The organism is Mesorhizobium sp. M0590, from assembly GCF_040320905.1.
GTDB lineage: Bacteria > Pseudomonadota > Alphaproteobacteria > Rhizobiales > Rhizobiaceae > Mesorhizobium.
Genome location: NZ_JAMYQN010000001.1, coordinates 654,930 through 667,001 on the forward strand (window position 1 = coordinate 654,930; position 12,072 = coordinate 667,001).

The 12,072-nt window shown below is 63.0% G+C and carries 13 protein-coding genes; 10 read left to right on the forward strand and 3 right to left on the reverse strand.

The features are described 5' to 3' along the window. The first annotated feature begins 93 nt into the window (after positions 1 to 93). On the forward strand, positions 94 to 1,317 hold the full coding sequence (locus NKI52_RS03305) for an argininosuccinate synthase (RefSeq protein ID WP_352697006.1): 1,224 nt from the start codon (positions 94 to 96) through the stop codon (positions 1,315 to 1,317). A gap of 736 nt (positions 1,318 to 2,053) precedes the next feature. Then, the gene (locus NKI52_RS03310) at positions 2,054 to 2,341 is read left to right on the forward strand and encodes a hypothetical protein (RefSeq protein WP_352697008.1); all 288 of its coding nucleotides are present in this window, start codon (positions 2,054 to 2,056) and stop codon (positions 2,339 to 2,341) included. 113 nt (positions 2,342 to 2,454) lie between these two features. Here the strand turns inward: NKI52_RS03310 and NKI52_RS03315 are convergent, their stop codons facing one another. Beyond that, the gene (locus tag NKI52_RS03315) at positions 2,455 to 3,255 is read right to left on the reverse strand and encodes a lytic murein transglycosylase (RefSeq protein WP_352470839.1); all 801 of its coding nucleotides are present in this window, start codon (positions 3,253 to 3,255) and stop codon (positions 2,455 to 2,457) included. Between the two features lie 185 nt (positions 3,256 to 3,440). On the opposite strand from NKI52_RS03315, the gene NKI52_RS03320 reads away from it, so the two are divergent. The 7 genes from NKI52_RS03320 (at position 3,441) to rpsP (ending at position 10,352) form a co-directional block, all read left to right on the forward strand. Then, entirely contained in the window at positions 3,441 to 4,688 is a 1,248-nt protein-coding gene (locus NKI52_RS03320; protein ID WP_023680727.1) for a flavin monoamine oxidase family protein, read from the forward strand. Positions 4,689 to 4,778: 90 nt separating this feature from the next. Continuing rightward, the gene (locus NKI52_RS03325; protein WP_352624827.1) at positions 4,779 to 5,873 is read left to right on the forward strand and encodes a zinc-binding metallopeptidase family protein; all 1,095 of its coding nucleotides are present in this window, start codon (positions 4,779 to 4,781) and stop codon (positions 5,871 to 5,873) included. A gap of 63 nt (positions 5,874 to 5,936) precedes the next feature. After that, positions 5,937 to 6,539, forward strand: coding sequence for a DUF1236 domain-containing protein (locus tag NKI52_RS03330; RefSeq protein ID WP_352697010.1), 603 nt, complete (start codon positions 5,937 to 5,939; stop codon positions 6,537 to 6,539). Between the two features lie 147 nt (positions 6,540 to 6,686). Further along, on the forward strand, positions 6,687 to 7,655 hold the full coding sequence (locus NKI52_RS03335; protein ID WP_352624824.1) for a CPBP family intramembrane glutamic endopeptidase: 969 nt from the start codon (positions 6,687 to 6,689) through the stop codon (positions 7,653 to 7,655). A 309-nt stretch (positions 7,656 to 7,964) separates the two neighbouring features. Continuing rightward, on the forward strand, positions 7,965 to 9,566 hold the full coding sequence (ffh, locus tag NKI52_RS03340) for a signal recognition particle protein (RefSeq protein ID WP_352624822.1): 1,602 nt from the start codon (positions 7,965 to 7,967) through the stop codon (positions 9,564 to 9,566). 7 nt (positions 9,567 to 9,573) lie between these two features. After that, entirely contained in the window at positions 9,574 to 9,900 is a 327-nt protein-coding gene (locus NKI52_RS03345) for a chorismate mutase (protein WP_352450211.1), read from the forward strand. A gap of 50 nt (positions 9,901 to 9,950) precedes the next feature. Beyond that, positions 9,951 to 10,352 (forward strand): 30S ribosomal protein S16, encoded by a 402-nt coding sequence (gene rpsP, locus NKI52_RS03350; RefSeq protein WP_352570046.1) that lies wholly within the window; start codon positions 9,951 to 9,953, stop codon positions 10,350 to 10,352. Positions 10,353 to 10,424: 72 nt separating this feature from the next. Here rpsP and NKI52_RS03355 read toward each other — a convergent pair whose 3' ends face one another. Next, entirely contained in the window at positions 10,425 to 10,688 is a 264-nt protein-coding gene (locus NKI52_RS03355) for a YMGG-like glycine zipper-containing protein (protein WP_023680734.1), read from the reverse strand. Between the two features lie 191 nt (positions 10,689 to 10,879). After that, entirely contained in the window at positions 10,880 to 11,290 is a 411-nt protein-coding gene (locus tag NKI52_RS03360) for a DoxX family protein (protein ID WP_023680735.1), read from the reverse strand. Positions 11,291 to 11,552: 262 nt separating this feature from the next. On the opposite strand from NKI52_RS03360, the gene NKI52_RS03365 reads away from it, so the two are divergent. Further along, entirely contained in the window at positions 11,553 to 11,960 is a 408-nt protein-coding gene (locus NKI52_RS03365; RefSeq protein ID WP_352577286.1) for an ACT domain-containing protein, read from the forward strand. Positions 11,961 to 12,072 lie beyond the last annotated feature (112 nt).

Genomic DNA, 12,072 nt, shown 5'->3' on the forward strand with positions numbered 1-12,072 from the left:
AGCATCTGGTCCAGGCATCGTTCGTCCCTTGCGCTGGCCTAAAATGGCGTGATACCTCGCCCGCGAAGAACCCCTGTCGCGGAACCGCCCACCATGTCGAAAGCAAAAGCCGTCAAGAAAGTCGTGCTCGCCTATTCCGGCGGCCTTGACACCTCGATCATCCTGAAATGGCTGCAGACCGAGCTCGGCGCCGAGGTCGTCACCTTCACCGCCGATCTCGGCCAGGGTGGCGAACTGGAGCCGGCCAGGCGCAAGGCCGAGATGATGGGCATCAAGGATATCCGCATCGTCGATGTCCGCGAGGAGTTCGTATCCGATTTCGTCTTCCCGATGTTCCGCGCCAACGCCGTCTATGAAGGCACATATCTGCTCGGCACCTCGATCGCCCGGCCGCTGATCTCGAAACATCTTGTCGAGATCGCAAAAGAGACCGGCGCCGATGCGATCGCCCATGGCGCCACCGGCAAAGGCAACGACCAGGTGCGTTTCGAGCTGTCGGCCTATGCGCTCAACCCCGACATCAAGGTCATCGCGCCGTGGCGCGATTGGTCGTTCAAGTCGCGGACCGATCTCATCAACTTCGCCGAGCAGCACCAGATCCCGGTGCCGAAGGACAAGAAGGGCGATGCGCCTTTCTCGGTCGACGCTAACCTGCTGCATTCGTCGTCCGAGGGCAAGGTGCTGGAAGACCCGTGGAGCGAGCCGCCGGAATTCGTCCACCAGCGCACCATCTCGCCGATGGATGCGCCGGATGAGGTCACCGAGATCGAGATCGAATTCCTCAAGGGCGACCCGGTTGCGCTCAACGGCAAGAAGCTGTCGCCGGCAACGATGCTGGCGGCGCTGAACGATCTCGGCCGCGACAACGGCATCGGCAGGCTCGACCTGGTCGAGAACCGTTTCGTCGGCATGAAATCGCGCGGCGTCTACGAGACCCCCGGCGGCACCATCCTGATCGCCGCCCATCGGGCGATCGAATCGATCACGCTCGACCGCGGTGCGGCCCACCTCAAGGACGAGTTCATGCCGCGCTATGCCGAGCTGATCTACAACGGCTTCTGGTTCGCGCCCGAGCGCCTGATGCTGCAGGCAATGATCGACAAGAGCCAGGAAGACGTCGAAGGCACCGTGCGGCTGAAGCTCTACAAGGGCAACGTCATGGTCACCGGCCGCAAGTCGAGGAAGACGCTCTATTCCGACGCGCTGGTCACCTTCGAGGACGACCGCGGCGCCTACGACCAGAAGGATGCCGAAGGCTTCATCCGCCTCAACGCGCTCAGGCTGAGGACACTGGCGGCGCGTAGTCGCAAGGGTTGATATTCCCAACAGGCCCAATGCTTAGATGAGTTAGGAACCCGGTGAGGACACCGGGTTTTATTTGGCGTCTCTAATGTAATAGAAGCCGCGATTTCAGATCGTTTCCTGTTTGACCTTTCCGTGATTTGATCTTACTTCTCTTGCGGGTCGGAGGGCTTTGACAGTGAAAAACAGAATTTTTCTTCTGCTTGCGGCGGTGGCCGTCTTTACCGCGGGTCAGTCCACGCAAGTCCCGGCGGGGCAAACATCCAAGTTCCATACTTGCAAAAGTTTTGACGGCCCCTTCCAGATTCCCGCTTCCCAGAAATGCCCGTTGAGCGGCTACGCGCAGGGTCCCAGAGTCCCGACGGTCATCGGGGACAAGCCAAAAGCGGCTTCCCCGGCGCCGCGGAATTCCAAATTCCGTACCTGCAAAAGTTTTGACGGCCCCTTCCAGATTCCCATTTCTCAGAAATGCCCGTTGAGCGGCTACGTGCATTATTGAGCGTGATGTGCCCAGGCGCTTGGCCACGCTTGGAGCTGGTTTCCTGCCCGCGTTGGCTGTCCTGGCGAACTTGGCCGTCGCCAAAGCCAACGATGACCCCCCTCCCTCGACCTTCCCGCGCTGGTCGAGTGCAGGGCTGACGTTCCGACCTATAGTGGTTTTGCCCTTTGGCTGAGCGACCGCCCCGATGCGCCCGCAAAGCTCGGCTGGAACGACGTTTCTTCCGGCAATCCTTTCCTCAAGCAATATGAATTGCCGGCCCCGCTTCGCGTATTCGGGCGCGAGACGGCGTCCGTCGTCTTTGCCGCGAGCGGGCCGATGGCGGTTCTCGACGGCGTTTCCGCACCAGACCTTGCCCGCGAACTCGGCATCGCACCCGAACTCGCGCCACCGGACAAATTCCTTGGCGAGAAGGTGCTCGTCGAGAGCAGCGAGGAAGCGGACGGCATGACATTTCCACGCGCATCGCGCTCAATGTCTCAACCGTTGATTCACATCCCGGCAAGGTGCTCGCCGGCTGCTCCTACGCGTTCGACGTGAAATAGAAAGTCCGGCGCTTGGCCGGGCTTTCTGTCGAATAGAGCAATTCCAGGAAAAGTGTGAAACGGTTTTCCGTCCGGAATTGCGTTAAGACAAAGCTCTAGAGGTCCCTGTCAGTCGGCATCGATCGCCGTGGCCATGCGGGCGATGGCCTGTTGATAGACGCTCGCGGAATTCCAGCCAGCGATTGCGCCCATATTCGCCTGCGCGCTCGCGCCGGCCCGCCAACCATGACTCTTGAGAAAGTTGGCGGTGGAAGCCAACGCAGTGCTCTTGTCGCGCAGATTTTTGTTTCCGACACCATACGTCAAAACATTTCCGGGCAGGAACTGCGTGTGGCCGATCTCGCCATGCGCGGCACCGACCGACGAGGCGCTCAACGCTCCGCGATCAACCAGCTTCAGGGCCGCAATGGCATGCGGGTAGAAGAACTCCGGACGGCGACAGTCATAGGCCAGCGTTAAAATGGCGGAGACCGTATTCTGGTTGCCCATGGCGGAACCGAAGCCGGTCTCCATGCCCCAGATGGCGAGCAACACGCCCGGCGACACGCCGTAATTCCGTTCGATCTTGTCGAACAGCGCAGCATTGGCCTTCTTCAGCGCACGGCCCCTGGCAATGATCGCGGACGCGCCACGGCGCTTCATGAAAGCTTCCACCGAGCCGCTGAAAGCCTTATGGATGGCGCGGTCGACGGAGATCGTCTTTGTCGCGTAGGTTGCGCGAGCCAGAGCGGCCAGACCCTTCGAGCCGACACCGTCGGCCTTCGCCTCCGCGGCGAACTCCGGTTTCCATGCCTCGAAGCCGGCGCCGCTCTTGCCACAGCTGGCCGCTGCCTGCGCGCCCGTCGCCAGCGCAAGCACCGCCACCACCGTGGCCACTACAAACATCTTCCCCTTGGCAAGAAATGCCATGCTGCTCTCCTGGTTGCCTGAATCACGTTCCCAATTGCGAACTTGCCTGCGAAACACCTGCTTGTCACTGCCCCGGCGCCACGCCGATGCACTCAATACAGCAGGAACCTCAAATCCACCACACTGGCGGACGCCCGGGAATTTGCCTACGATCAAGTAATTATTGTGGCGGGGACAGAATAAGCATGGAAGACGTTGATGTCGTGATCATCGGCGCCGGTTCAGCCGGGCTTTCGGCTTCCAAGACCCTGCGCGCTGCCGGTTTTTCCTTCAAATTGTTGGAAGCGGTGAACCGCATTGGCGGCCGCGCCTGGACCAGCGACCAGCATTTCGGCGTGCCGTTCGACATCGGCTGCGCCTGGCTGCATGCCGCGGACCGCAATCCCTACTTTCCCGAGGCGAAGGCCGCTGCCTGGACGCTTCATCACCACGACATGAATGTCGATCATCTCTATTACCGTGAGCGAAAGGCAAGCGAAGCCGAGGAGGCGGCGATGAAGGTGGCCGACGCAAGGCTGTTCGAACTGGTGGCGGCACATCAGGTGAGGGAAGGCGACGACGACCGCCTTTCGGCATTGCTCGCCAAGGGACACGCGCCGCGCGCCGCCGCAACCTTCGCCGGGCCGATGGATTTCGGCGCCGACGAGGACGAGATATCGATCCGCGACTTTCAGGCCGCCGCCGATCTCGATCCGAATTATTTCACCAGGGAAGGCTTCGGTACGCTGGTTGCCCGCTTCGGTGCCGATGTGCCAGTGGAACTGTCGACGCCGGTACGCAAGATCGTCTGGGATGGGCCGGGCGTAGCCTGCGTCACCGATCGCGGTACCATCTGCGCCAAGGCGGTCATCGTCACTGCCTCCCCGGCAGTGCTCGCCTTCGAGGAGATTGCGTTCTCGCCTGCACTCCCCGATGCGCATTTCGCCGCCTTCTTCGACCTGCCGATGGGCATGCTGACCAAGCTGCCGGTCGAAATATCCGGTACAAGACTCGGCCTGGAGCCGTTCGACGATTTGCTGATCGAGCGGTTGGCCCGGCACGACATCTACTTCCTCTGCTTTCCCTTCGACCTCGATTTGATGGTCGGTTTCGTCGGCGGCGATTTCGCTTGGGAGATGTCGGCGGCAGGCGAGGCGGCGGGCATCGACTTCGTCGTCGACCGGCTCTGCGGCATCTTTGGCGGCGACATACGAAAGCATGTCGGACGCGCAATGATGACCAATTGGGGCGCTGAGCGGTTCGTGCGCGGCGCCTATGCGGCGGCGCGGCCCGGCCGCTCGCAAGCGCGCGCCACGCTGATGCAGCCCGTGGCGGAAAAGATCTTCTTCGCCGGCGAGCATTTGGCAGGTCCGCTGATGCAGACCTGCGGCGGCGCCAGATTGTCAGGCGAGGCAGTGGCCAAGGAGGTCGTCGCCCAGCTTGCGGCAAAATAGCATCGGCCGGCAGGAACGTGGGCAGCTGACAGGCGTTTGGCGTTCTCCTGCTCGTATCGTCCTCCGCATTTCGAATGATTTGAGACGCCAATGAAGCTTTTCGACTGCCCGCATTGCGGCCACCGTCTCTATTTCGAGAACGCGCAATGCCTGAACTGCGCCAGCCTCGTGCTCTACGATCCCGAGCATGCGCGCTTCGCGCTGTCCGGCGCCGACGTCTTCCATTGCACCAATGCCGACGAATGCGCCTGCAACTGGATGGCGGAGCCCGGCCACGCCTTCTGCCGCGCCTGTGCGCTGAACCAGCTGATCCCGGATCTGTCGGTCGACGGCAACCGCCGCCGCTGGATCCGTGTCGAGGCGGCAAAGAAGCGTGCCGTCTATTCGCTGCTCGCCTTCGGCCTGCCGGTCGCACCCAAGCAGGAAGTTGGCGACGAGATCGGTCTCGCTTTCGATTTTCTTGCCGATCCGATCGGCGGCGGTCCGGGCGGCGAACGTATCCTGACCGGTCATGACAACGGCCGGATCACGCTCAACGTCGCCGAGGCGGATTCGGCAGAGCGCGAACGGCGGCGCGTCGAGATGGGCGAGAACTACCGCACGCTGCTCGGCCATTTCCGCCATGAGCTCGGCCATTATTACTGGGACCGCCTGATCCGCGACGATTCGCAAAAGCTTGCCGGTTTTCGCGCTTTGTTCGGCGACGAGCGCGCCGGCTACGAACAGGCGCTGAAGACCTATTATGCCGATGGCGCGCCGCCCGACTGGCAGCAGCGCCATATCTCGGCCTATGCGACGTCGCACCCATGGGAGGACTGGGCCGAGACATGGGCGCATCACATGCACATCACCGACACGCTGGAGATGGTGCATGCCCTGAATTTCCCGCTCGGCCGGCTGGAAACCGTTGAAGCCAACGAGCTGCCGCGCGCCGATACCGGCGGCAAGCTGCAGCCGGCACCATCGGAACCCGCCTCCAGGCCAGAGCCTTTCGAAAGGATTCTCGACCGCTGGCTGGTGCTGTCGGAGGCGTCCAACTCGATCAACCGCTGCATGGGCCTGCCCGATCTCTATCCCTTCGTCATCTCGGACGTGGCGGCGCAAAAACTTGCTTTTGTTCACGAGCTTTTGACCGACCTGCTGAAAACGACTGGAACAAATCGTGAGCCGGCCGAAGCCTTTTAGCCGGAACGCATGCGGCTTTGCTTCGTTTTCCGTGCCAAGGGACTGTGAAACGGAGAGAAGACCATGAAACGCATATTGTTTCCGGCGGTGGCCGGAGCGCTCATAGCGATGTCGGGCTCTGCATTGGCCGACACCGCCGTCTCGGCCATCACTGATCTCAATGTACGCGCCGGCCCCGGCCCGCAATATCCGGTGATCGGCGTGCTCGCGGCCGGCCAGTCGGCGACGCTCGACGGCTGCATCGCCAACAGCAAATGGTGCACTATCGCCGAGGCTAACGGCCAGGGCTGGGTCTATTCCGACTATGTGACGGCCGATTTCGGCGGCAACCGTGTGGTCCTGACACAGCGTCCGGCCAGCGCCGACATTGCCGTCGTGACGCCGCCCGCCGATAGCGCCGAATATTCCGACAGCTACACCGGAGCGATCGTTGCGGGCGAGGCGATCGAGCCTATCCGGAGACCGCCGGCCGAGATCCATACCTATGTACGTACGCATCGGCTCGATCCGGTCTATCTCGAGGGCGAGGTGGTGACGGGCGGGACGTTGCCTGACACCGTCGAGCTGCGCGAGATTCCGGACTATGATTACCGCTACGTCTATGTGAACGGCCAGCCGGCACTGGTCGATCCGGGCAGCCGGCGTATCGTGTACGTCGTGCGCTGACGATACAAACAGGGCGGTCGCCCTGTAATGGCGGCCGCTCGCACTCCCGACATTGCCACAAGCCGGTATTGCCGCTGCAATACCGGTTTCCACATTGGGGCCGATGTTCTAGACCTTGCGAGCCGAAGCACCAGCCAGCGAGCCCGCGTGACGATCGACCCAACCGTCTTCCAACAGTACCGGCACACCGCCAACAACAAGACCACTTTGCCGCGGCTTCTGCTTGGAGCGGTGGTCGTCATCCTGTTCTGGCTCGGAACCACTGCCGCCGTGCTGTTCGGCGGCACCTATGCCTTTGCTGTTTGGCAGGCATCGTCTGGCACCGCCCCGCCAAGTGGAGGAGCGGTGCAGGATTTCATGGCCTCTCCTGCGGGCATCCTCGCGGCGCTGGCTTCATTTGCCGGAATCTGGCTCGGCCTTTGGGCTGCCATGCGCTGGATCCATCGCGAGAAGCTGACAGCCCTGATTGGCGTCAGCCGGCGCATTTCTTGGTCGGGGTTCCTGAAAGGACTGACCGCGGTGCTGATCACCTCGCTGCTTTCCGAGATCCTGCTTTATGGTTTGCAGCCCGACATCGCCCGCGGCGCGATCGGCCTGTCCGCGTGGCTTTCGTTCCTGATCCCGATCGCCGCCCTGACCTTTCTGCAGACCTCGTCGGAGGAGATGCTGTTTCGCGGTTATCTGCTCAGGGGCCTGGCCAGCCGGTTTCAGAACCCTTTCATCTGGGCGCTGCTGCCGGGATTGCTGTTCACCTCCCTGCACTGGAGCCCAGGTTCGAGCGCTGCCATCAATGCCTGCGTGCTGGCCTCGATCGCCGCCTTTGCGCTGCTGCTGACGCTTCTGGTCTATGCAACCGGCAATCTCGGTGCCGGCTTTGGCGCCCATCTCGGCAACAATCTGACCGGCTTCCTGCTGATTTCGCACCAGCAAAGCTATAATTCCTTCGCCCTGTTCAACGCCAAGCCGCTCGAAGCCGCCGGCTGGACGACTTCAGACGCCGTCCTCATCGCTTCGATCGGCATCGTCAGTAGCCTGTTGACCGTTCTGCTGCTTTTACATCCGCGCTCACCGCTGAAGGTCGAGCCGGATATGGCGCGCGCCGGCAGCGTGCGCTGATGTGCATTGCCTGGTCGTCCTGAGCTATTTGACGCAAAGCTTGACCAAAGCTTGACTCTGCGGCCGATTTCCTGTCTACACGCCGCGAATTCCGCGACGAGTATTCCTCCGAGCAAACCGACCGGGACGCCGAAACCTCTTTGAGGTGAAGTGCTGTAAATCGATCCCGGAGGCCAACACCCGGCAGCGCTGTGCGCCCCCGGGTGCTTTTTGGCTTTGGGCTTTGCCCAGACCGGCTTTTGCTTGGACAGTTGGCGCGAACGCATTACCTCTCGGGCATCATCCGGGTGCCAGGGAAAAGGAAAAAGAATGTTTGAATCGCTACAGGAACGTCTTGGTTCGATCCTGAACGGCCTCACCGGCCGCGGCGCCTTGTCGGAGGCTGATGTCTCGGCGGCGCTGCGCGAGGTGCGCCGTGCGTTGCTTGAGGCCGACGTGGCGCTGGAAGTGGTGCGTTCCTTCACCGACAAGGTGCGCGAGAAGGCCGTCGGCGCCGCCGTGGTCAAGTCGATCAAGCCCGGCCAGATGGTCGTCAAGATCGTCCATGACGAGCTGGTCGAGATGCTCGGCGCCGAGGGCGTCGCCATCGACCTCAATGCACCGGCTCCGGTCGTCATCATGATGGTCGGCTTGCAGGGTTCCGGCAAGACGACGACCTCGGCCAAGATCGCCAGGCGCCTCGCCGACCGTCAAAACAAGAAAGTCTTGATGGCCTCGCTCGACACGCGGCGTCCCGCCGCGCAAGAGCAGCTCCGCCAGCTCGGCGAGCAGGTCAAGGTCGCCACATTGCCGATCGTCGCCGGCCAGACGCCGGTCGATATCGCCCGCCGCGCCGTGCAGGCGGCCAAGCTCGGCGGCCATGACGTCGTCATCCTCGACACCGCCGGCCGCACCCATATCGACGAGCCGTTGATGGTCGAGATGGCCGACATCAAGAAGATGTCGTCGCCGCACGAGATCCTGCTGGTCGCCGATTCGCTGACCGGCCAGGACGCCGTCAATCTGGCAAAAAGCTTCGACGAGCGCGTCGGCATCACCGGCCTCGTGCTGACCCGCATGGACGGCGACGGCCGCGGTGGTGCGGCGCTCTCGATGCGCGCCGTCACCGGTAAGCCGATCAAGCTGATCGGCACCGGCGAAAAAATGGACGCGCTGGAGGAATTCCACCCCAAGCGCATCGCCGACCGCATCCTCGGCATGGGCGACATCGTCAGCCTCGTCGAAAAGGCGGCCGAGAACATCGACGCCGAACAGGCCGCGGCGATGGCCAGGAAGATGCAGTCGGGCAAGTTCGACCTGAACGACCTCGCCGGCCAGCTTCAGCAAATGTCGAAAATGGGTGGCATGGGTGGCATCATGGGCATGATGCCCGGCATGGGCAAGATGAAGGACCAGATGGCCGCCGCCGGGCTCGACGACAAGATGTTCGGTCGCCAGCTCGCCATCATCTCGTCGATGACCAAGGCCGAGCGCGCCAACCCCGATATTCTGAAGCACTCGCGCAAGAAGCGCATCGCCGCCGGCTCGGGTACTGACGCGGCCGAAATCAACAAACTGTTGAAGATGCATCGCGGCATGGCCGACATGATGAAGGCGATGGGCGGCAAGGGCAAAGGCGGCGGCCTGATGCGCGGCATGATGGGCGGCCTCGCTTCCAAGATGGGGCTCGGCGGCATGATGCCTGGCGGCGCAGGCGGCATGATGGGCGGCGGCATGCCGGATCTCTCCAAGATGGACCCCAAGCAGCTCGACGCCTTGCAGAAGCAGGCGCAGGCGGCCGGGCTCGGCGGCATGAAGGGCCTGCCCGGTGGTCTTCCCGGTGGCGGTGGCCTGCCCGGGCTGCCCGGCGGCATGAAACTTCCCGGCCTGCCGGGCGGTGGCGGGCTGCCTGGCCTCGGCAAGAAGAAGTGAGGGCGCCATGAACGAAGAGAAGGACATGGCGGACGCGCGTGCGGCGCTGGCCAATTATCGCGCCTCGATCGACAATATCGACGCGGCGCTGATCCACATGCTGGCCGAGCGCTTCCGCTGCACCAAGGCAGTCGGCGTGCTGAAGGCGGAACATGGCCTGCCGCCTGCCGATCCGGCGCGCGAGCAGGAGCAGATCGCCCGTCTTCGCCAACTGGCGAAGGACGCCCATCTCGACCCGGATTTCGCGGAGAAATTCCTGAACTTCGTCGTCCGCGAAGTGATCCGCCATCACGAGCAGATCGCCGCATCCAACGGCGTAGCGAAAACCGGCTGAGGACCAGCCACCAACCGATCAACCGAATCAGAGCTTTTAGGAGAAAAGAAATGCCACTGAAAATCCGATTGGCCCGTGCGGGCTCGAAGAAGCGTCCCTATTACCATGTCGTCGTCGCCGACGCGCGTTCGCCGCGCGACGGCCGTTTCATCGAGTCGCTCGGCTCGTGGAATCCGCTGCTGCCCAAGGACGGCGAACGCGTCAAGGTCGACGCCGAGCGCGTCAAGCATTGGCTGTCGCATGGCGCCCAGCCGACCGACCGCGTGCTGCGCTTCCTCGATGAAGCCGGCATCGCCAAGCGCGAAGCCCGCTTCAACCCGAACAAGGCCGAGCCCGGCAAGAAGGCGCAGGAGCGCGCAGCCTTGCTGAAGAAGGCGCAGGAAGATGCCGCCGCGGCCGTTGCCGCCGCCGCAGCCGCGCCGGCCGAGGCGGAAGCCGCCAGCGCCGAATAAATCATCTCCACAACCACGAAACGGCGGGCCCTGCCCGCCGTTTTGCTATTGCATCCATATGATGCGGCCCGATCAATAGCCTTCCGGGCAACTCGCAACGTAGACACGACCGTTGCGATCGCGATAACGGCATTGGCCGCTTTCGCTGGCACGGCCGATCAGTGCACCGGCCAAAGCGCCGGCCGCACCGCCGATCACCGCGCCCTTGGTCGGGTTGCCGGCCACCGCAGCGCCGACCGCCGCACCGCCCAGGCCACCAACTGCCGCGCCTTGCTCAGTACGGGAGCAGGCACCGAGCGGGACCAGCAAGGCCATCAAGATCATCACCTTTTTCATTGTCGTTCCTCTCCAACAGGGTGCCGTCCTCGCCGCTGCACCCCCTAACTCGCAACCAGGCGATTTGATCCAAAGAAGAAGATCGGCTGCCGCCCGGCGGCGCTCAATTTGATCCAAAGAGTAGAAAGGCGGCGGCAGACCGCGCCCGCTCTGGCGGCGTGGCCACCATCGAACGGCTTTCGAAATCGCCGCTATTGGCTGAACGGGAACAACGCGCGCACCCTTGGATCGCGCAGATACAGGCCACCCCAGAGGACGGCGCCGAGATAGACGCCGAACAGTATGTGCGAGAACAAAGGGCTGCCGATACGCACATGCGTGGCGACTGCGCCGCCGAGATAGGCGGTGAGCAGGATGGCGCCGAGCACCGAGGTGCGTGGCAGCGCGTAAAGCGCTGTCGAGACCAATCCAATGGTACCGAGCATGCGCGAGACATTGGCATCGGCCGGCCAGCCGAGCTGCACCATGGTCTGGGTGACGATTTCGAGCGGCGGTAGCTTGATGACGCCGTCGAAGATCATGAACAGCACGATGACGGCGCTGAGCACGCGGCCGGCCCACAGGGCACGCGGTGAGACGGGTGCTGCCTGAGACATGGTCATTGATGTTCCCTCCGGTCGTTGTGAGCACTGGCTCCTCCGCCAGCTCGAACCAAGGACGCGGCCCATGACGGCGATCCGACATGCCTCCAGTTCTTTTTCAGGTCCGGGGGGACGGCGACCTTGGATGTGCAAGTTCAGTCAGCAACGAACCTGGTCAAGTCCACCTTGCGGGGTGAGATGGAGGGCGTTATTGAAAATCCGTAGGGGTGTCTTCCGAGCGCTCGACGGCAGCCGCCGCCTGATCGCACAACGAAAGCAACCGATGGCCGGAGAGACCGACCTGAAAAAGTTGCTGGCGGCAATGACGCCGGAATTGCTTGCCGGCGTTCATGTCTTCACCACGTTGCCACCCGATGCGCCCGTTCCCGACAGGCTCCACCCGGTGATGCTGTTTCGCGAGCGCGAGGGCACGACGCTGATCGTGCTTGAAGACCATGCCAAGGCCGCTGGACTGAAAACCGTGTTCCGCTGCCGGATGCTGACGCTGAACATCCATTCGTCGCTGGAAGCGGTCGGCTTCCTCGCCGCCATCACCGCGCGGCTGGCCACCGCCGGCATCGGCGTCAATCCGGTCTCGGCCTTCTACCACGATCATCTGTTCGTGCCCGCCGACCGGGCGGAGGAGGCGCTGGAGTTGCTGTTGGACCTAGCGGAGGAGAACCGGCTGTGACGCCGTCGCCTTGCTGCCTATTTGAGACGCCTGTGCCCCTCATCCGCCTGCCGGCACCTTCTCCCCGTGAACGGGGAGAAGGGCGCTAACGGCCGAAGGCCGAGCCCGCGAC